The organism is Bradyrhizobium arachidis (assembly GCF_015291705.1).
GTDB lineage: Bacteria > Pseudomonadota > Alphaproteobacteria > Rhizobiales > Xanthobacteraceae > Bradyrhizobium > Bradyrhizobium arachidis.
In genome coordinates this window covers 5351797-5372317 of record NZ_CP030050.1, presented here as the reverse complement: position 1 = coordinate 5372317, position 20521 = coordinate 5351797, and the positions used below count along the sequence as shown (strand labels likewise).

Here is a 20521-nt window from a genome sequence, read left to right as displayed (position 1 = left end):
ACCTTCACAGCCTCGAGGCGGAGGCGAGGAGGGCTATCGCTGGCAGGTCGGCGGAACGGGGCTCCTCCGACCCAAAGCAGCTAAGGGCGTGATTGAGCTAATCTTTGCAGCGGGATGCCGAACTGCAAAATCAAAAGCTACGGTGCCAAGCTACGGGACGTGAGGCCATGGCTAACCGCTGTTGCGTGTATGGTGTCGAAGGTTTTTCCCGACCGGCGCTCGGTCTCTTTCCAATCGATGCCACGCGGCAGGAGGAGTTCCCATTCTTGAGACCTTCCGACGTGGCCCCACAGCGCGCGCAGAGGTACGCATAACTTGAGGACCAGAACAACCGAGCGACCATTGACGCAATCAATGCCCGCCCGCCTAAAGGCGCTGTTGAGGGCAACGATGGGATCGAGTGTCGCAGAGACGTAGCTCGGGTAGGGATGCTGCGTCACGAGCAGGTCGTTGCATCGCCCATGAAACAATATCTGACCATGGTCCAGCGATATCCTAGAGGCGGCAATCTCGGCGTCGAGCCCATCGATAAGCTTCCGATCCTTTTCCGAGGCCGTCCCATCTGCAATCTGCCGGGCCGCCGCATGGTACCTATCGTATTGGCGGCGACGGTAGGCCGGAAAGTGTCTCAGATCCTTGAGCGGCGTGTAGAGGGCTTTAATCGCTGCGACATCTGGGTCCTGTACAAGCCGCTCCGCGATGCTCTGCTGAAATCGGGCGCGGTCGTCGTTGCCTGGGTCGTCCAGATGCTTCAGCAGGGCGTCAACGTCGGGGAAGTCGTAGGACTCCGCGTCCGGCACGAGTGACGGATCGTGTGCGCGAAGCGCACGATCGCGCGGTGTGTCGTGTAGGTACTCAAAATGCCAGCAGGAAACATCAACGGGCATTCTGATCCTATAGGAATTCGAGGAAAGACATCTTCTACCAACATAGACCGCAGCGATACTTCTATAGCACAGCAGGCCACGTCCTAAGCTGGCGGCCAAGCACGCGAACTGTCTCCCAGAGCCGGACGCGGCGCGGCCGGCGAGGTGGAGAATAAAGGGGTAGGCGAGGCCGAAGCCTCGCCCTTGGGGTCTTAGTTACGGCGGGTGATCGGCGGCAATGACGGGCCACGGCCCGGCCCCACTGGGCGCCCCACCGAATGTTCAACATTTGTTCAGGTGGAAGCAGCAGCACTTCGCGCAAGACCACTTCAAACGGATTCTTTCGACGCAGAATATTGACCGAATCCCCACTTCTATGCGCCATAAAATAGTCGATTCGCGGCGCAAGCCGCGCCAGTATTTCGATGTGGTGGGGGCAGGGTGAACCAAAATCCCGAGCAAATCGTGCGCGACCGGGTTGACGCGAAGCTGGCCGAAGCGGGGTGGCACGTTCAGGACAAGGCTGCGCTGGATTGGAGCGTGGGACGCGGCATCGCGGTGAGCGAATATCCCACCGACACAGGCCCCGCGGATTATGTGTTGTTCGTGGACAAGCGCGCCGTCGGTGTGATCGAGGCGAAGTCCAAGGATTGGGGACACAAAATCACGACTGTTGAGGAGCAGTCGTCCGACTATGCTGCCGCCAAACTGAAATGGGTCGGCAACCGCCGGCAACATGTGTCAACCAATAATCCCAGCGAGTGAGCCGGCCCCCATAGAGTTTGCCGGTAAGAAAGTTCGTGAGTCTTCAATGGCGGATGATGTTGTAACCTTCGGGGACGGTCTTCCCCCCATCCCCGAAAAACTCCTTCTGGCTCGTGATCGTGGTGAGGTCCTGTTCATTACAGGAGCGGGAATATCTCGACCAGCCCCTTCGTCGCTGCCCGACTTCCGCGAACTTGTCGTTCAAGTGTACGATCGTCTCGATACTGCAGTTGCAGCAAAGCTGCATGCGATCTTCAAAGAAGAGCAGAAGGCCCGTGATGCCGGTAGCATCTCGCGAACATCTTGGAGGGACTACACCGCGGGTTTGAACGCTGGTCAGCAAGCCGAGTTGCGGGCCTTCACGGGCTATGAGTTTGATGTGGTGCTGGGCATGCTTGAGCGCAGGCTCGATTCTGGCGCCAGCAGCGCTAGCTCGATGCGCAAAGCGGTTTCGGAGATCCTGGCCCGCACGCGACAGACCAACGAACTACACGTATCGCTCGCACGATTGGGACAACGTTTCGGCCGCCCATTCATCGCTACTACGAATTTCGACGCCCTCCTCGGAACAGCTGCCTCGCGCAGGAAACTATCGCCGAAGATTTATGCGTTGGGTGCAATGCCTCGTCCCAGCCGGCGAAAAGAATTCGAGGGAATCTTCCACCTTCATGGCGCCTTGGGAAAAGACGATGGCGCTTCCGATCTCGTACTGACTGATCAAGACTTCGGCGATGTGTATTTACGTCGGCGGATCGCGGCCGAGTTCATCTACGACGCGGCACGCATATTCCATCTGGTCCTCGTGGGTTACAGTCTTAGCGACGCGCCGATGCGCTATCTTATGAATGCGATCGCGGGAGATGAGACGCATTTTGCCGACATCAAGGCGCGGTATGCAATCATTCCGGTCGGGAACGACAACGCCGTCGACATAGCCTATTGGCAGGCGAGAGGAATCGTTCCAATCGCGTATAATCAGCGCGACAATCACAGCCAGCTACGATCACTAATGAGGAATTGGGCGGAAAGTATTCCATCGCCTGCTAACGACGCTTGGTCACGCCGGCAGATCAGGCGCATCACGAGTTCCACCCTAGAGGCGGCATCCGAGGCCGACCGATCACTCTTTCGATACCTTGTGCGCAGAGCGACACCATCCGAACGGGAATCGTTCGCCGGTTTGCTCCGCGGAGGTGGAGCATCAGCGCGGTGGCTCGGGTATATAAATGAAATCACGCGAGAAGACGTGGCGGGACCACGATGACTGATGACCATACCCTTAGAGGTCGCGAACTGGCTCAACAAATCAGAGCCACAACAATCGCGTTCCTACAGAACCGATTGAACGATCGTTCCTCAATTGAATGGGCACTGGAACTAGGTAGCGAACACGACGAAGAGCGGCTCGCGATCCGGCATTTGATCACAAGTGCGGCCGTCAAGATGAAGGAGCCGTTTCGTTCCGCCTGGTCTTGGCTTCTGGAATCGTGGTCTGCAATGCCGCAGACGGGTCCCGATACACGTTATGGACTGATAGCGCGCGCGCGGCAGAAGAGCATTGATGGCGACGTTTTGCGTCAGGTGGTCGATCTTGTTCGGCCATGGCCCCGCATAAAGAGGCGAGAGGATTGGAGCCTGTATGGGGGCCCCGCTTTGCCGAAAGTGCCTCGTAAGCTCGGAGATTTGGTTTTCATCTCCATGACCAGCGGCGATCTTATTTCCCTTCACGACGTCGGCCTTGAAGATATCACCAACGTTGCTCTTGCAGACGAACTAGCAGATCGGCTAGAGGCGGCGCTGTTAGATGGTTTACACGTTGCGCAGCGGCTTGGCTGGACCGAAGGGATCGACTTGACGAACTCGGAGGTGCGGCGCGTTTACCACGTCTCGGGCTTCGCTGGCAGCGAGGAGGACTCAGGCCGCGATCCTGATGCTTATCGACATGGCTTTGCACCCGTGACGAAGCTTCTGTACGAGGCAATCGAGGTTCTTGCACGCATCGACGTCGAGAACGCGAAGCTTCGGATTGTTAGATGGAACGCCAGTAAGTGGGCCCTTTTCAAGAGGCTGTGGGCTGCGCTGGCACGAAACCCCAATCTGGCCTCCGCTGAATGCTTATCGAAATTCTTGTCAGATCTTACTGACAAAGAATTTTGGAAAGTCGCCGAATATCCGGAGTTCGCCGAGCTTCGAGCTCGCCGCTTCAGTGATCTGGATGAGGCTGCAAAACTGGCACTGGAAACGAGGATTCAGCGCCTTCCCCCCAAAACGCTCTGGACTAATAAGCCCGTGCCGAAGGAGTTGGAGCGCTATCGGCACATTCGCGCCGGTATCGAGTTCAAGAGAATTCTCGCAGCGCCGGCTCAAGTCAGTGACATTTCCCAGGCTTGGATCGAGAATATTGCCGCAAAATACGAACTACCAAATGTGACCACCGTCGATTTCGACTTTGAAGGGACGTCTTCAACACGGTGGATGCAGGAGGAGGAAGAAACGTTCGAAGCCTTGGATTCGGCTTCGGCAGTTCGCAATTTGGAGAACGCGTTCAGCAAAGAGCGATGGGGAAACGCCGGCGCGGCACAAGTGTACTTGGAATCCCATCTCTCAGAGATTCTTGAACTTTTCTCCGCCTCGCCAGAGCTTAGCGCCAACAGCCCTGGAGTATGGGGCCAAGTCTTACGTCTTTCGCGCCCTGCAAACCAAACGTCCGCCCCAACAGAAGAGGCCACAATCCAGGCGGAACTAGAAAGAGGGCGAGCTTTCGTAATCTTGACGCTCCTGAACTCCGTGCCGGAACGTCATCTGGAAACTATGATTGATGGCTTGTCGGGCTGGATTGCTGATTGGGCCGGGAGTTTAAAGGGCAACCCGATGTTTTCAGCGCTGTGGCTTCGCGCTTGGCCGCCAGCGGTCGACGTCACCAACAAACGCGGGACACCCTCGAAAGACGACGAGGTCACGGACCTCTTGGGCGAGAGAGACTCGGACCTTGGCGAGCGCCTGGCTACGGCCGCCCTGAACACACCGGCCGGAGTCATGATGACGGCCTTTCTGCGCATGTGCCCCAATTTGAATGAGGTGCCGCATCCATTTGCGAGTGGTGCACTCAGGGACATGCGAGATAGCGCGGCGCGAGCGACAGGCGCAACCCGCCTGCAAGTGCTTCATCGGTTTCTGTCGTCGCTAGAATACATGCGGCGCGCCGACGAAGCATGGACGGACCAGAACCTTCTGGATCCGTTGAACAACGCCGACGGAACTGAAATTGAGGTGTGGGATGCCATCTCGCGAAATCCCGTTCTTCGCTACGACACAATGCTGAGAATTGGAGAGCGGATGGCCGAGGTGGCGCATTCCAGTGCGCTGCCGATAGAGACCCGCGCGAGGCTAGGAGAACGCGTGGTGTACCGCGTTCTTCTCGATAAGAACGACGGCAGGGAGCCATCGATACCGGAGAGGGTCGTGCAGCAGATGCTGAGGCTTGGAACAGACCGCCTTCGTGCAGCTGGCGGACGAATTGCTGGGGTCTTTATCGAAGCCGACGACCGTCGGTCATCGCGCGAAGACCGTCTTAGAAAGGTAGTGGTGCCATTCTTTGAAACCATTTGGCCGTTGGAGAGAACGCTGGCGTCACCGAGCCTTTCAAAAGAACTTGCTAGGCTTCCTGCAAAATCAGGTACTGCTTTCGCTGAAGCTGTCGATGCGATCGCACGCTTCCTAACTCCCTTCGATTGTTGGTCGCTGCATGACTACGGGCTCTATGAGCGTGACGCCGATGGCAAAAACTTGCGAGAAATAATCGGGGAGGCCGCGTCGGCGCTTCTGACGCTCCTCGACATGACCATCGGCAGCGAGGAGCGTGCTGTGCATCCGCTCGATCTGGATCGCGCCTTGGTCGCCATACGGGGTGCTAACCCGAAACTGGTTCGCGACACGCGGTACGCGCGTCTATCTGCACTGGAAAGGCATTGACAAGCTCCCGCCAATAAAGCGGATCGAAGGATCACCGCTCCTCTAAACGCTTGAGCTAAACTATTACGTACTCTGCAATTTTCGGCACGCGACCCGTTGTTCGCGTGAACAACTACGGTGATAAGCTACAGATTGGCCCGCGCGGCGAGCAGGCGTGAAGGGCACCGGAGCCTTCTGATCGTCCTTCATTCGCGGGCGGATGCGTGTTCTTTGTTGTCATGGCGATAATCCTCCTGTTCTTAGCTGCAAACTGGTTGGGATTGGGTCGGCGCTTGACGCAGCGAGGTTGGAGCTAGAGTTGAGGCGACCGCTCGGTCAAAGCAGGGCGGCCCAAGTCGGCTTTGGATCATTCGCCGCGGACCAAAAGCGGCCCCACGGCCGCAAATCTCTGAAAGCAGATCCAATCTGTGCGCCGCCGCGCATGCTCGATGCCCCTAGAAACCGAGGAGCACGAACATGCCCGACAAAGACAGTCTCGCCACCGTCGCCCGTCGCACGCCCTGGAACAAGGGCAAGCTGATCGGAGCCAAGCCGCCGTTGCGACCAAACCAGGTCTGGGCGATCCGAACCCGTCTCCTGATCGAAAGACGAACCCGCGACCTCGCTCTTTTCAATCTTGCGATCTACAGTAAGTTGCGTGGTTGCGACGTCGTCGCCTTGAGGGTCGAAGATGTCGCTCCGAATGGCTATACGGTTGATCGTGCGGCCGTCCGGCAGAAGAAGACCGGAAGCCCAGTCAAGTTCGAGTTGACGGATCAAATCTGGCAAGCCGTCGACGACCTCTTGAAGGAGACCTGCAAGAGGCCAGGTGAGTATTTGTTTACAGGGCGCCGTGGGCGCGCGATCGGGCGATTACAACCCGCCAATATGCTCGCCTTCTTGCCGAATAGGTGGCAAGCATCGGGCTTGACACGAGGGTGTTTGGCACCCACTCCCTGCGCCGTACTAAGCAACGCTGATCTACCGCCGCACAGGAAATTTGCGAGTCGTGCAGCTCTTGCTTGGCCACACGAAGATCGAAAGCACGGTCCGCTACCTTGGCATCGAAGTTGACGACGCGCTCGCGATTGCCGAACAGGTCGATGTCTGAATTACCGGGGCAGAGCGGACACCCTCTGCCCATCGGCCATCAGCTGCTTCGGGCCACTAGCAGACATCGCGATTAGGGAAGCAATTTGTCAAAGCGCAGGGGCCGCACGAGAAACAAATAGGCGTGGCTTTGCGATTTGAGGGAGCGCATCTGTGACATACGTTCCCTTGTTGCTACCGCTTGCCTCTCGGAAGCAGTTACGATCCGAGGTGACCTACTGACCTTCGCGGTGCTTGACCATCTCTTCGATTTTCTTTTTCACCGATTCCAGATTGAATGAAGCCGGGTCCTGCATAGGCGGATATTCGATTGCCGTCAGAGCCAACTTCCCGACATACTCCTGAACCAGAACGAAGCGCCAGAACTCACGCGCGAAAAAGTCGTTGCCATAGCCGAATGCCCCGGCGTTTGACGACTCGCCGCGAATGAACGGCGTCCGCTCGAACGGATCCTGACGAATGTTGACCATCGAGGGCATGTCGGTGGTGGTTTTCTCGCCCGGCCAGCCCCAAGGCTGCTGATAGAACTGGAACTTGAAGTTGTCGATGCGGACCGCACCAAGTTGCGCGCCACCGAAGTAGAAGATCTCATGACGCTTGGACGGGCCTTTTCCGGTGAGCAGATCCATCTGATTGTAGCCGTCCAGATGGTTCTTGTAGGTCCGCTCGCCGAGCTTCACGCCCTTTAGCAGTTGCTCGCCGATATTGGGATTGCCTGCCGCGGCGACCAGAGTGGGGAACCAGTCCAACCCGGACATAATTTGGTTCTCGACGGTCCCCGGCTTGATCACGCCCGGCCATCGGATGATGCACGGCACGCGGAAGCCACCTTCGCCAACGGTGCCCTTGGTGTTCTTGAACGGGGTCATGCCGCCATCCGGCCAGGTAAACACCTCCGCGCCGTTGTCCGTCGTAAAGATGACGATCGTGTTGTTAGTCTCACCGATGTCGTCGAGATGCTTCAGCAGGGCACCAATGCTGTCATCCATCTGCGTCATACCGGCTTCCTCGAGTCCGTAGTTCGTCTCGCTGTTCTGCATCGCGCTGTACTTCTTCGAGAGGAACGTCCAGACGTGCATGCGCGTGGTATTGTGCCAGACGAAGAACGGCTTGCCGTCCCTCTTGGCTCTGTCCATGAAGTCACTGGAAGACTTAACCAACACTTCGTCGAATGTCGTCATGTCATACTTCGCCTTCAGGAAGGGCAAATCGTGCATGTTGGGCACGTTCGACATATCCGGGAACGGCGGCAACGGACCTTCATCGATGATCTTTTGCTTGCCGATTTTGCCCCAGCGCGGCATTTCAGTCGGATCGTCGGTATCGGTCGCATAGCTATGGATCAGGCTGCGCGGGCCGTTCTTGTTGTAATAATCCTGGTTGGCGGGGAACGAGTACCAGTACGGATCGGACATGGCATCGAGGTGGTACAGATATCCAAAGAACTCGTCGAATCCGTGCACGGTCGGGAGATATTTGTTCAGGTCGCCAAGGTGGTTCTTGCCGAACTGCCCGGTAGCATAGCCCTGTGCCTTCAGGGCGGTGGCGAGCGTCGCAGCCTCAACCGGGATCCCCACATCGGCACCTGCTTGGCCTACGGTCGTCAATCCAGTGCGGATCGGCAACTCGCCGGTGATGAAGTTCGCCCGACCTGCCGTACAACTTGCTTCGGCGTAATAATCGGTGAACATCATGCCTTCAGATGCCAGCTTGTCGAGGTTCGGCGTCTTGCCCGACATGATCCCGCGATGGTAGGCGCCGATGTTGAACCAACCAACGTCATCGCCCATTATGACGACGATGTTTGGACGCTTTCCGTCAGCTGCGGGAGCTCCCGGTCGCTGCTGCGCTTGGGCCGGGCTTGTGAGCCCGACAGCCGAAAGCGCGGAAGCGGCGACGAGTGAAGTACCGCTCAATAATAAATCGCGACGTTTCAATCCTGCGCTGGTCAGCTCGGCTCTCTTGGAGTTTTTAGGAATGTCATCGTTCCTCATGGCGCGATCCTCCTTTGACAGATGCTGAGGTGCACAAAATCGGAGCGGCGCACACTTCAGGGTTGATCCAGATCAAAGGATGTCCGAGTCGGGTCATAGGCTGCCCTTGGCGGGCTGCTTCACCTTGGCCGGCTTATCTCCCGGAAGAAGACTTTTCGGCTCTCCGAGCGAAGGTCAGCAACGGGCCATAAGCAGACCTCGAGCTGAAGGGTCCAGGTAAGCAGAATCTTTGAGCTTTGATTTAGCTCAAAGGAGATCTCGGTATCGGAATCAGACTGCCAATATGAAGGCCACGCCCGGCCCAAAGATACGCAAGCGCAGACCTGGTCGCAAAGCGAGCAGGACCGACGAGGCACTGCGCATAATTGCTGATTATGCGAATGAGCTGCGCAAATTGATGGATAAGCTTCGACGCCGTCTAAATTAATACCTTGTACCTTGGTACAATGTTCTATGGGACAGGTGCCGCTTACGCTTCGGCAGCCGCGCTTCAATGTGAATTGTGATTGGAGCAGCCGATGTTTCTGCGCATTACAAGAAACAACACGTCCCACCTCAGTACGCTCGGCGACTTTGGTATATCGAGCCAATCAGATGCCGCGGTAAACCTGAACGAGATCACCTATAAAAAGGGCACCGAAATTTACGGCGAGAAAGAGCCGGCCGAATACGTCTATCAAGTCAAAAAAGGCGCCGTGCGAACATACAAATTGCTCTCGGATGGCCGGCGCCAGATTGGAGCGTTCCACCTGGTGGGAGATATCTTCGGTCTTGTTGATGCCAGTACCCACCGGTTCACAGCGGAGGCAATCGTCAAGACCACACTGCGGTTGATCAAGCGTCGGACTTTAGACACGGTAGCCGACACAGATACCGTCGTAACCCGCGAGCTCCTCAGCATGGCGATGCTAAATCTGAAGCACGTCGAGGATCATATGCTGCTTTTGGGTCGCAAGGACTCAGTTGAACGAGTGGCCGCATTTCTCGTGGAAATGGACGAGCGTGAAGCTTCGCAAGTCATGGCTCTCCCGATGACGCGACGGGATATCGCCGATTATCTCGGGCTGTCACTTGAGACTGTATCTCGTGCCTTGTCCAGAATGCGTCACGCTGGATTGCTCAACTTCGTCGGCTCGACGCAGCGTGAAATCGTTATTCTGGATCGGATGAGACTTCGCGCCGTTGATTTCAAGTGACATGGTTGCCTTGCCTTCAGTCTCGATAGCACTTCCACATGCGGCGCAAAGAAAAACGTGACGCATTGTCGGACCATCTTTTACCAATTGGGAGCGGGACCACTTCATGATGTTCCCGCACCCAGAGCACAGTGGAGGTCCCATTCCGTTGGAGGCATCCGAACTTGCTATACCTTCTAGACCTTGCGCGACCGAGCTATAGCTCTCGGCGATATGTTGTAATGTTGCGCGCCTAGACTCATTGCCGACTTGATCGGCCATCTGTAAAGCTTCGGCGGCCTTGCCGAAAGCGTTTGGCGTTTTCCAAATCAGTACGCGCCTTCTGACGGACTTTGCTAGGCGACCTCAACCCCTCGCTCATATGCGAACCGGTCTCAGCCTGGCGGGCCTTCCGCAGAAGTTGCTCGCGCTCGGGGCCGCGCCGCAGGGGCTTCTCCTCGCGCAGTCGATTGGCTTCCTGAACAAGCCGCTCTTCGAGAGATTGGGTCTGCCTGGACCCATGGCGCTGCTCCATTGATGAGAGGCGGAGCGCAACTGGCGTTCACACACCGATAGAAGCCTCGGAATACGCGGTGATGGAACAAATGTGCAGCTAGGAAGAAGATAAGGCCAAGGGTTTATTTCAATCCGCACACGGAACTATTCAGGAACTAATCAAACGTAGCCGATTTAGCCGGTACCCGTCCGCTATGGGTCTTGGCCGTGTAAAAACGGCCTTACTGGGCCGTCAGTCTTGAAGCCAAAACTGAGCCGACCTCAGGCCACGATCGCGGCGATCAGCGGCCTGATCCCAAGGATGTTCATTGCTCGGGTCAGATTATAGGCCAAAACCGAGAGGGCCATCTCAGCGGCGACCTTTGGAAGGGTTTTAGTCAGGAAGTGCGTCGCTCCCATGCGTGCCTTCATCGTGCCGAACGGATGCTCGACAGTTTCGCGACGAAGGCGCATAGCGAGCGGGTTCGCATCGAGCCGCTGCTGCACGGCGTCGAGCAGATCCTCGTGCTCCCATCGCGCGATCCGTCGCTCTGACCCGGGCGTACACTGGGCCTTGATCGAACAATTCTTACAGGCATTGGTCCAGTAGCGCCGCAGCATCTTGTCGGCTTCTTCGTTTGTATAGCGATACGGCAATAGCTCTCCGGCCGGACAACGATAGGCGTCTTCCTCCGGCAAATAGACAAAGTCCTGCTTACCGAAGCGTCCGTCTGACTTGGCGCCCGAAGTCAGCGGCTTGGGCAGAGTTACCGTGATGCCGACCTCGTGGCAGGCGAGGATCTCCGGGCTGCTGAAGTAGCCACGATCGGCAACGGCCTCGAGCGTCTCGGTCTTCAGAACAGCCTTCGCCTGCCTGGCCATGTTGGCAAGTTGTGCCCGATCTGAGCCGCTGTTCGTCACCTCATGCGCGATGATCAGGTGATGGTCGGTATCGACGGCGACTTGGACATTGTAGCCGACAACGCCGGATCCGCGGCCACTGGTTGCCATCGAACGGCTATCCGGATCGGTCAGCGAGATCTGCTGATCCGGCGAAGCAAACATCTGCTTCTCGGAGGCAGCAAGCTTGCCCATTTCCTCCTTCAGCTTTGTCAGCTTCTCGGTAAGCCTCGTCACCTTCGCCGCCAGCGCCTCGCTCGGCTCCTGTCGGTCGGCCGTGTCAAGTTGGCTCAAGTAGCGCGCGACGCTCTCCTCCAGCTGAGCACGTCGCCGCTCCACCTTCGCGCGCGTGAAGTTCCTGTCCCGGTTGTTAACGGCCTTGAACTTGCTGCCATCGATGGCGACGCTCGCTGTCGCGAGCAGGCCCATCTCGCGGCAAAGTTCGACGAAGCGCGCACATACCTTGCGCAGTGCCAGGCCGTTGTCCTTGCGGAAGTCCGCAATCGTCTTGTGATCGGGAGCGAGCCGACCCAGCAGCCACATCACCTCGATATTGCGCCCGGCCTCTCGTTCCAGCCGCCGGCTCGACTGCACTCGGTTCAGATAGCCGTAAATGTAAAGCTTAAGGAGCACCGAGGGATGGTACGACGGCCGGCCGGTGGCCGCCGGCTCCGCACCCTCAAAGCCCATCTCAGCCAAACCGAGCGCATCGACAAATACGTCGATCACGCGAACTGGGTTACTCTCGTCAATGAAGTCATCGAGGCATTCGGGCAACAGCGTCCGCTGCCCACGATCCGCCTCTTCAACGAAGCGCCTCATCGATTCCCCCAAAAGCATCACAGGAGAATCATAATAGCAGCCCGCCGTTTTTACACAGCCAGGATCAAAAGGCGACGTGGCCATCGCTACCGGTCTTGGAGCAAAGCAGACTTAGCGGCGGTACATCCCACATCATCAAGATGCAGCGGATATCCACTCCTCTACACTCGGCACGGCAAGTAGTTGGAGTTGGACAGATTTCAGCTCAATGTCTGAAACTGCCCATATGCTTCTACGGCGACTTGCTACAACTTGGTCGACGGTGAAATGATTCGTAGGAAACGCGTACGAGACCTATCGGAGACGCCGCAGTGGCGCGAGCACGCGGGCGAATGTCCGGACACAATGCGCGGCTATCGAGGTAACTGCCGCGGGAGCGCTAAAGGGATTGCTGGTCTGTGAACCTTTCACCGCCGCGATACAGGTTGGACAGTTTACTGCTTTCATTGTGGAGCATGGGCGTGGACAGGCAAGGATGGATGCCACAAGCTGGCAAGGCGCGGGTCTGACGGATGCTTTCGTCCGTCAGTTCCAAGTAGCGCGGCACAGCCCGAGCGTCGCCCGACGCAAGGAGGGCCGATGAACTATCGCGCGTATCATCTTCAGAAAAGTCATCCACGTCGTATCAAATGATACGGATGCATAAAAATAATGAGCGGCTATCTCCGACAAACCCCGCGAGGCCAGGCAGCTTATTCTTGTCAGCGTGTAACCGTAGGCAAGGCCGAAGTCTCGTTGTGCTGCGCTTTCGTCCACGCCAATGGTGCGGAACGCGCGGCACCGGCCTCTGATACCAGGACAGCGCATGGCGCCTTTCTCTTTCGCGTCCTCTGAAAACGCGTTTTTTGCTTGAGCAGCGTCGGAGCTTCGTCGATCGTCCGGGAGGCCGGCATCGTTTCCGGAAAGCCGTGATGTTGCGGACGCGAAGTCTCTAGCTATGGCGGATATGGCCGGGTGCACTGGTGTTCGACGTTGATCCATTCGTGCTCCGTACGATCTCATCGGCATTCGGTCGATCCCGGCACACCCCAGCGCTATGACGCACCGGCTGTTGTAACGCGCTAAAGTGTGACACCGGCGAATGTACGAGTCGCACCGGGGGCACTTCCCCATCCAGCCACCGCTGCTCCTCGGCCAGCGCGCGCCACGCGGCCTCCATCCTCTGGAAGCGGCGCGCGGCGGGAGAGGTCTCGGCCTCCTCCGCAAGCTCGGCGCAGTTCTCAGCGCGCTCCAGGTACTCCCTCGTTTGGTACATCACGCTACTCCGGTCTTAGTGGGTGTGGACTCCTGCCATTTCTCCAGGTCGATATCGGGCCGGTCCCGGGGAGCTGGTCTTTTTCGGGGTTGCCCGTCCACGGCTTGTTCGTCTGCCTGTGGGTGGGTTCGTCGGTCTGCTGCCGGGGATCATCCGTCGTCTCGCGGGCGTCTCGGTCTTGGGAGGCGTTTTCCATGGGGCGATAATGGGTGAGCGCCACCCTCCGTTCCTAGGCGAGCGGGCAACTGATCGGCCAGGCCGAGCATTTGAGGGCATGCAGCGCATTGCAATATTGGCCTTCATGCTAACGGCCGCCGTGATGCTCGCTCGATCGGTCGAGGACGGCGGCGTGCATACGGCGGGGCATCGCGAGCCAGAGAGGACAACCGTCGGGCAAGGCCGCTAACGCGCGTCGCCGAGGTTCAAGGTGTTCGGGTCGAGAAGAAGAAAAAGGCCAAGAAGGCGAGCAAGAGTAAGACTGCAAAGAAGCGCCGCCAAGTCGGGTCACGTGGTCGCTTTGAACGCGACTTCTTGCGAAGAAGCGGCCGCACGATCTCGGTCGTAGTGAAACTCGTTCGAAGCCCTCCGGCAACAAAAGCAGTTCATTCGGCCGGCGTTGTTGCAGACGGGGCAGGGAACGCCGGCTCCTCCGCAACCGCAAGCCGAGGCCGGTCGCGATGGCTTTCACACACCCGGCGGGCATCCGCGCAACGTACGCATGTCACTTTCTCTTTTCCGCTAGTGCTGCGTCGGCTGTTCTTCAACTTCCTGGCCGTGCAGATGATCAAGCACCTGGTCGAGCTTGCGCATGTCGAATATCTCACCGCAGATCGTGCACGGGCGTTATGGTCGGCTTAGCGGGGTTGTCGAGCGCCGACGGGTTTTCCTTTCTCATGCATTGCTGGCGCTCCTTAGAGGCAGAGCCACCCGCACGCCGACCGCGCGCCTGAGCTGGCTCTCGATGAAGTCCTTTAATCCGTCGGAGATATCCTGACCTTCGGCGGCCACTCGCCGCTCGATCTCTTCAGCGATGTCTTCAGATGCAGTCTCGTGACCAGCTCTCAACCGGGTTGAATGCGACGAATGAGCCAGCCGCGGCTTGCCGAATCTTCGGAAATAGCGAACGTTCTGCTTCGCCGGTTCCCGCTGGCGGGCCAAGCGCCCTAAGTTCATTCTTGAACTTTCCTAAGTCGTCTGTTGCAGTAGATCCGGCTCGATGGGGCACGGAGCTTGAAATGCGGACTGCCGAAGAATGTCTGACGCTAGCGATGGATTATCGGAGCAAGGCGGAGGTGGCGGGCGTCAATCCACGAGCCGCCACCGTACTTAGGAACATCGCGAAGAGCCTCATAGGACTCGCCAAGCAGTACGATATGCTCGCAGCTATCGAGGATGAAGAACGACGCGCGCGTTGAGGCCGCCTCAATTGGCGGCCGGGCGCCTTTCGCTTTCTACTGGTCGCCAGTGGGAACCGATCTGTAGGTCCACAGTTTACCGTTAGCTTCTGTCCCCCGAACCCGTGGTCAGAAGATTGGAAATAGCGGCTCCGGTTTTGCCCAAGCTGGAGCCGTACTTCTTTGACGCTGCTGCGACCCGTTCACGCTGGCGGGCCCTGCTCTTTTGATGTCCTGCCGTCGTCATCCTTGCGGGGTTTTCTTTTAGAATCGAGAAGCTCTGGGGAAGGCGCCATCTGCCGGCGCGGAGTATCGGTAGCAGCGTCGGGGTGTGTATTCACGTACACCGTGTTCTTTGTTTTCTTTGCGCCGACGAGAACACCAATAGAGCCGGCGACCACAAGAAACGCCCCTGCGATCATCAGCCAGTGGGGCAACTTCAGCATTGCGACCAGCGGTAGCCATGCAGTCTCCGCCAAGATCTCTACTCCCTGGCCCCCGGTTCACGCTGGAGTGCCCGTACTCCGTGTTGATCACCTGTTTCGAAAATGAATACACGCCCGAGTTTCACTGCCTGTTGCTCTGCCGCCGGAATTCAGTCGGCACTTCACGTCCCTGGGTAGTCAGCTCGTATCGATCGCCGTTCTTCGTCAACCAGCCGCCCTCGACCATGAGGAGTGCAAACGCTTTCGTGCAAACTGGATGAAAGGCGGTCAGCTGATAGATCTGGTCGTTTCGCTCGATCAGGTAGCCGTATAGCCGGGCCCGCCGCAAAATCCTGTGTACCTCTGGCGAAAGAACCAACATGATAATCGCTCAAACATCGGGTTGAGAGAGTGTTCCTAAGAATGGCGAGCCAGTGCGGGGTGCTTATTGCCGCACGCCGCCGGTCGCGCTGGTGGACCTCTGTGCTAGCAAATTAGCCTGCCGAGCCGATCGTGCAGAACGTTGCGGCACAGAGCAGAGCCTGCGGCTTTTGCACCGGCCGCAGGCGCTGTTCCCGCGACGAACAAATCCACGGTCCAAGTCCTAGCAGATTAAGTCCGCCTCAGGTGCGTCCCCTTCCATGAATGGAAGTGCTTAGCTAACTCGTCGTAGCTCTCAGCGGCTCGCCGAAGAGTATCTCTGGTTTGTTGATGTTCCGCGTTGTCAGCCTTGGGCGAACTCTTCCGCTCGCATGCGCCAATACTTGGTTGGACGATTGCGCTCGATGCCATCGTACAATCCTGGGTCGGCTAGTCCATGCCGGTTAATGGACCATCCGTCCAAGTGTTCCATTCGCACATACATTAACCAGAGAACAAATTAGGCCGCTTCCACACGGGCCGAGGCGGCTTACTTCTTCCGGCGCTGCTCTATGATCTCAAGGGCCTGGGAGGAGCGGTTTAGAACGGCGGCGCTCTTGGCGAGCACAGAGGAGCTTTTATCCAAGGCTTCGAGTTGGGACTTAGAGATCGGGTCCCAAGCCTGATCTGCGGCCCAGGCGAAGCGCTCTGCCAATTCCAAGGATTCCGCTGGCGTCATCATGTCCACCAAACGATACACGAGGGGAGCCGTTCCCAATTAAGGACACTCGCCCAATCAACTTAGGATACTCGGAGGCGAAGACGAACAGTACCATCGAGCGTCGACAAGGAGGCATGGCTGAAGCTGGTCGAGTGCGGCCTACTCGCCATAGAGCAGTAATGACCGGGAGGCCATGGTGAGTGAAAGAGGGCAGAGGACGAGCAGGTTCATCGTACGGAGGGGAAGCACAGGTTGGATGGTTTACGATCGAGAGCGCAAGGGACCTGCGCTGATCGGGACCGAATGGGCAGCCAATCTGACGAAGGAGCAGGCAGAACGAGCCTACCGAACTTTGTCCCGATCAGTTGGGCAGCCTGAAGCACCTCCATCGTAGCGCGCAGGACGCATCTTTTACGCTCTCGTCAGCAGACTTTCGGCGCCAGCAGCCGAACGTAGCGCAGCTCAAGCCAGCCGCGCTCGACCGCGTACTTGATGCGGGCTCCGGACAGTCGCCGGAGCAGCTGCCAAAAATATCCTAAGTTAAGTTTGGAACGGCCGCGGCGATTGTGCGTCTCTGGATAAGGAGACGGGCTATGCCTCTCTCATCACCTCCTACACCTGTGGTGTACCGCTGCCCCAAATGCAGCCAGCCGCTCACTTTGGCTGACAAGATTTGGGACATGGAGACGAAGCGTTTTATCCGCGTCTTCAAATGCAAGTGCGGAGCACTGATCTGGGACGACTAAAGACGAAGGGAACAGTTCGACGGGGGTCGTCCATTAAAGAGCATGAACGTACGAATCGGGATTGGCGTCATGGGCATCGAGCGTATCTACACCCCCAAGTATTTTCGGGACCGCGCGGAAGAGTTTCTGGCAAAGGCGGACAATTCGGAGCACGCAAAGACGAAAGAAACACTCCGCAAGGTCGCCAAGACCTACGACGAATTGGCCCGTCGATCTGAGCAAATCCGCACCGTCCGAGAGGCAGCAGAGTAGGGTGTCTCTTTGATCTAGCTCAAACGGAGCTTGCCTCAGCAGCGGACCATCGAGGCATGTCCGACCGCGCCGAAACAGACCGAAAGGGAAGTCAAGCCGTCCCGGATGGAGGAGGCGCCGTATGTTCGCGGAGTACGCGAACGACCTCCGCGAGATCATCCAGGCCGCGCCGCAAGATGAACTAAGGCTGCCTCACAGAAACCTACGCCCGTTTTGGTGCTTATATCGGATGCAACGGGTTTATTTGGTTCGGGTCACAACCGACAGCGGCGCACGCCAGCTCTGGCTAGCAGCGACGGAGCGAGGCGCCGCTGTGGATCGAGTGCTCGACGCCATCCCCGAAGGCTGGGCAGCGAGCCTAGTTGAACGGGAGTTGGATGCGGACCTGACAGCTTCATTGAACATGCAGCCCGGCGAAGTCCGGCGACATCTGGTGTCCTAATTCCCCTGTGCGGGTACGAACGGCCCCGGGCATCTCCGGGGCTGGACCGAGACGCACCGAGACCGCCCGACGCACCATACTCAACGCGGCACGCCGGTTGACAGCGTCCCGCCCGGGATTCACTCCACGAGTCTCAAATGATAGAGTGTCCTAAATTTAATGTGCGGGTGTCCTAATGAGAACAGCACCCATGGCTTCTTCAGAGAGGCCGCCCTCCGTCTTTGTTGAGCAGCCTGACGTAAGTTCCGCTCGTGCAGCTCGAGCCAGCCGTGCTCGACGGCGTACCTGATACCGGCGCCAAATTCGGCGCCGCTGGCCTTCAGCGCAAGCAGAAACGGCGCGTTGATCTTTTCGATATGGATGCGCCCATCCTGGACGGACTCGACGTTCGCGGCGGGTTCGAGGAGCTTGCGCGCGGCGATTTCAGGGTCGGAGTAGGGATTCTCCGGTCATTTTCAATTCACCGCTCCCCGGGCCATCAGATAGAGGGCGGGTTAGTGGCGGATAATTGTGGTGGGCAAGGCGACAAATGGCTGCGATCAACGGCAGTCTATTCGCTCGGAGCCTCAGCTCAGTCCGCAGGCGCAGATCGGTTTGCTCTGCCAGCAGACCTGTGGATTTGAACACACCTCCGGGAAGGATGGGCGAGGCCAACTGCTGGCCGGCAGTCACCTTGCATCTCTCCGGGCCCACGGCCTTCAGCGATTGCTCCACCAAGGCGCTCAGATCGGGATCGGCGCTGCCGGCGAGCGCGAGGGCCGCTTCAGCTATTGCTTGGAATCGTCTCAAGAAAGCATCGCACTCCGCTCCGGCTCCCTCTAGTGCGTCGCGAGGAGATTTGAGGAGGAAATTCTCTTCTCCATGATTTGAGCATGCCGATGGGACATTCTTTATTCGGACCAACAAAAAATAATCCGCCGCGTGGCCGCTTTTGATGAAAAGGCAGCAGGGCGCAAGCCTCGCTCACGGGCGGAAAACTACGGTTGAGATATTGCTGGGACGACCGTTGCAAACACCGTAGCTATTCTTCCGAGCCGCGAGAAAAGTCCAGTTGAATCAACGAGGTTGACAAGACACCCCTTCCGCCAGGTCGCAAAAAAACGGCCCCGGCACAACGCCGGAGCCGTTGGAAGCCTCGACGGTAATGGGGCGCGCCAAGGCACATTGGGTCTAGGGCGATTCGGCAACGGGGTCTGTATGTCTTTGGAGATAGGCGGCGCCTTGGTAGGTTAGGCGCTATTGTCTGGTGTGGTGTTCAATCGCGCGACGCGCCGCTCTCGCTGCCAGACTTCTAGTCGTACCATCTAGAAATTGGGCTGCCTTTTGTCTCGCATCCTCGTCGTCGGCGCAATCCAGCTCGTGCACACCGATGATCCGCCCGTCACCATCAAGGATGTGAGCGCGGTCGTCCATGGCGGCCGTTCCCCAGACGGAACGATTATGTAATTGGCTAAGAAATTGAGAAGTGGCTGGCGTTCTCGAAACTTTTCGGTCGGATACGGGGTTGACGCTTAGCTCGGGCAATCTGAGCCGAACGATGGGTGACTTGCCCCGGCCGCGTGATCCCCCACCGCCGGGGCCTTCTACCCTCCGCAAGGCCCGCCGAGTGCCCGATGCCGCAGGCCAAGGCCGACGGCTTCTCGATGCCCTCAGCGGCTCTGACCTTAATGTCACACCTTCTAAGTTCCTCAAAAGGAACAGCATTTTCTTGCGCGACGAAATACGGCCGAAACACCGCAGTGCTCTACTTTGGGCACCGGGGCTGGCTCATACTTCACTTGGATCTTTTCACCCGGTTCATTTGACCTTGCGCGGGCCGCAGCGATTGACTTCGCTGCGGCCTTCGTCGTCGAGGTCGGCGTGTTTGCTTTTGGGGAACGGTCTCGGGCATCCTATGGGACGTCGATATCCGCTTTAGCGCTGTGACCATGGCCATGCCAATAACGGCTGCGGCTTCTTGGCCTGCGATCGCTCCGGGGTTGGCGGCGGCCTTTGCGTTTGGGCAACATTGGCCGGCTGCCGCGGACGCGGCAGCGGTATGTCGGGCATCACCTTTGGCTCTTCGGGGCTTACTTGTGGCGGCGCTTCGGGTGTCGCCTTTGGCTCTGAAGCGCTGGTGAGGACGCGGGCGAGTTGTTCCTCATTTGCGTCGAGCCGCTCGGTAAGCGTCATGTTTTGGCGCGCCATTTCGATCTGGTTGGCCTTGATCTGGTCGATGATACGGTCGTTGCGTGCCAACTCCTCTCGGCTCGCCTTGAGTTGGCTCGCCAGATTGTCATTGTCGCGGATCAATTGTTCTTGCCTCGCCTTGAGTTGTTCGACCGTTTGGCTCAAGGCAGCGAGATCGCGCGCCATCGGTTGGAGTTGCTGCGTTAACTCGGAGCTCAGTGCAACGGCAGTCGGTGCGACGGCGTCCGGCACGGCGCGTGTCAGAGCTGCTGGATCTGAGGCAGTCATCCTTGCCGTCTCAACGGAGGATGACCACCACCAGGCAGCCACACTCATGGATGCTGCCAACAGCAAACCGACGAAAGCCACATATTGCCAATGCGCCTGAATCGTTGCGAGGGCAGCGGGAGACCTCTTCATGCTGGCCGGCGGGGCCGTAGGAGCGAATCCAGCTTCGAGCAGGTTCGACAGCTGCTCCTCCAAGCTTGCGATCGGCTCTTTCGCGAGCCCGTCGTCCAGCGTGGAATTCATTTGATGCTCAGTATCAAAATGCGTTGGCATTCGCATGAGAGTGATCGGCGCATCTGCGCTACGGCGCGAGCTAACACGCAGCGGAACGCACTGGTCTCGAGCTTACGAGGCTTCCCACGGATTAGCATGCAGGTGCTCGTCAATCGTT

15 protein-coding genes and 1 pseudogene are annotated in these 20521 nt (G+C 58.0%); 8 read left to right on the top strand and 8 right to left on the bottom strand.

Annotated features, from left to right (window positions below; all coding sequences use genetic code 11):
- Nucleotides 1–137 precede the first annotated feature (137 nt).
- Nucleotides 138–887: a hypothetical protein gene (locus tag WN72_RS25075; RefSeq protein WP_143130651.1), complete on the bottom strand. Its 750-nt coding sequence runs from the start codon at nt 885–887 to the stop codon at nt 138–140.
- Between the two features lie 420 nt (nt 888–1307).
- On the opposite strand from WN72_RS25075, the gene WN72_RS25070 reads away from it, so the two are divergent.
- The 4 genes and pseudogenes from WN72_RS25070 (at nt 1308) to WN72_RS25055 (ending at nt 6693) form a co-directional block, all read left to right on the top strand.
- On the top strand, nt 1308–1631 hold the full coding sequence (locus WN72_RS25070; RefSeq protein WP_092217297.1) for a hypothetical protein: 324 nt from the start codon (nt 1308–1310) through the stop codon (nt 1629–1631).
- A gap of 46 nt (nt 1632–1677) precedes the next feature.
- On the top strand, nt 1678–2895 hold the full coding sequence (locus WN72_RS25065; protein WP_167380931.1) for an SIR2 family protein: 1218 nt from the start codon (nt 1678–1680) through the stop codon (nt 2893–2895).
- A 77-nt stretch (nt 2896–2972) separates the two neighbouring features.
- Nucleotides 2973–5603, top strand: a complete 2631-nt coding sequence (locus WN72_RS25060) for a hypothetical protein (RefSeq protein WP_210339296.1) — start codon at nt 2973–2975, stop codon at nt 5601–5603.
- 456 nt (nt 5604–6059) lie between these two features.
- Nucleotides 6060–6693: pseudogene (locus WN72_RS25055) on the top strand (tyrosine-type recombinase/integrase).
- A 214-nt stretch (nt 6694–6907) separates the two neighbouring features.
- On the opposite strand, the gene WN72_RS25050 reads toward WN72_RS25055, so the two are convergent.
- Entirely contained in the window at nt 6908–8686 is a 1779-nt protein-coding gene (locus WN72_RS25050; RefSeq protein ID WP_092217294.1) for an arylsulfatase, read from the bottom strand.
- Between the two features lie 518 nt (nt 8687–9204).
- On the opposite strand from WN72_RS25050, the gene WN72_RS25045 reads away from it, so the two are divergent.
- Nucleotides 9205–9882, top strand: a complete 678-nt coding sequence (locus WN72_RS25045) for a helix-turn-helix domain-containing protein (protein ID WP_092217293.1) — start codon at nt 9205–9207, stop codon at nt 9880–9882.
- A gap of 756 nt (nt 9883–10638) precedes the next feature.
- On the opposite strand, the gene WN72_RS25040 is transcribed toward WN72_RS25045, so the two are convergent.
- Nucleotides 10639–12078, bottom strand: a complete 1440-nt coding sequence (locus WN72_RS25040; RefSeq protein ID WP_092217291.1) for an IS1182 family transposase — start codon at nt 12076–12078, stop codon at nt 10639–10641.
- Nucleotides 12079–14224: 2146 nt separating this feature from the next.
- Nucleotides 14225–14506: a hypothetical protein gene (locus tag WN72_RS25035; protein ID WP_092217289.1), complete on the bottom strand. Its 282-nt coding sequence runs from the start codon at nt 14504–14506 to the stop codon at nt 14225–14227.
- 62 nt (nt 14507–14568) lie between these two features.
- On the opposite strand from WN72_RS25035, the gene WN72_RS25030 reads away from it, so the two are divergent.
- A complete protein-coding gene (locus tag WN72_RS25030; protein WP_092217288.1) occupies nt 14569–14748 on the top strand; it encodes a hypothetical protein in 180 nt (59 codons plus the stop codon).
- Between the two features lie 182 nt (nt 14749–14930).
- Here the strand turns inward: WN72_RS25030 and WN72_RS25025 are convergent, their stop codons facing one another.
- The 3 genes from WN72_RS25025 to WN72_RS25015 all read right to left on the bottom strand — a co-directional run bounded on the left by WN72_RS25025 (nt 14931) and on the right by WN72_RS25015 (nt 16272).
- Nucleotides 14931–15206, bottom strand: a complete 276-nt coding sequence (locus tag WN72_RS25025; RefSeq protein ID WP_143130650.1) for a hypothetical protein — start codon at nt 15204–15206, stop codon at nt 14931–14933.
- 88 nt (nt 15207–15294) lie between these two features.
- Complete coding sequence (locus WN72_RS25020; RefSeq protein ID WP_092217286.1) at nt 15295–15534, bottom strand: hypothetical protein; 240 nt, start codon at nt 15532–15534, stop codon at nt 15295–15297.
- 528 nt (nt 15535–16062) lie between these two features.
- On the bottom strand, nt 16063–16272 hold the full coding sequence (locus tag WN72_RS25015) for a hypothetical protein (protein ID WP_143130649.1): 210 nt from the start codon (nt 16270–16272) through the stop codon (nt 16063–16065).
- A gap of 776 nt (nt 16273–17048) precedes the next feature.
- Between WN72_RS25015 and WN72_RS25010 the strand changes: the two genes are divergently transcribed.
- Entirely contained in the window at nt 17049–17231 is a 183-nt protein-coding gene (locus WN72_RS25010; RefSeq protein WP_092217312.1) for a hypothetical protein, read from the top strand.
- A gap of 711 nt (nt 17232–17942) precedes the next feature.
- Nucleotides 17943–18296, top strand: coding sequence for a hypothetical protein (locus WN72_RS47640; RefSeq protein WP_167380930.1), 354 nt, complete (start codon nt 17943–17945; stop codon nt 18294–18296).
- A gap of 1291 nt (nt 18297–19587) precedes the next feature.
- Here WN72_RS47640 and WN72_RS25000 read toward each other — a convergent pair.
- Nucleotides 19588–20373 (bottom strand): hypothetical protein, encoded by a 786-nt coding sequence (locus WN72_RS25000; RefSeq protein WP_092217282.1) that lies wholly within the window; start codon nt 20371–20373, stop codon nt 19588–19590.
- Nucleotides 20374–20521: the final 148 nt, after the last annotated feature.

Coding starts and splice junctions, on each gene's coding strand:
- WN72_RS25075 (WP_143130651.1), bottom strand. CDS start 887: ATGCCCGTTGATGTTTCCTGCTGGCATTTTGAGTACCTACACGACACA.
- WN72_RS25065 (WP_167380931.1), top strand. CDS start 1,678: ATGGCGGATGATGTTGTAACCTTCGGGGACGGTCTTCCCCCCATCCCC.
- WN72_RS25050 (WP_092217294.1), bottom strand. CDS start 8,686: ATGAGGAACGATGACATTCCTAAAAACTCCAAGAGAGCCGAGCTGACC.
- WN72_RS25045 (WP_092217293.1), top strand. CDS start 9,205: ATGTTTCTGCGCATTACAAGAAACAACACGTCCCACCTCAGTACGCTC.
- WN72_RS25040 (WP_092217291.1), bottom strand. CDS start 12,078: ATGAGGCGCTTCGTTGAAGAGGCGGATCGTGGGCAGCGGACGCTGTTG.
- WN72_RS25035 (WP_092217289.1), bottom strand. CDS start 14,506: ATGAACTTAGGGCGCTTGGCCCGCCAGCGGGAACCGGCGAAGCAGAAC.
- WN72_RS25030 (WP_092217288.1), top strand. CDS start 14,569: ATGCGGACTGCCGAAGAATGTCTGACGCTAGCGATGGATTATCGGAGC.
- WN72_RS25020 (WP_092217286.1), bottom strand. CDS start 15,534: ATGTTGGTTCTTTCGCCAGAGGTACACAGGATTTTGCGGCGGGCCCGG.
- WN72_RS25010 (WP_092217312.1), top strand. CDS start 17,049: ATGGGCATCGAGCGTATCTACACCCCCAAGTATTTTCGGGACCGCGCG.
- WN72_RS25000 (WP_092217282.1), bottom strand. CDS start 20,373: ATGAATTCCACGCTGGACGACGGGCTCGCGAAAGAGCCGATCGCAAGC.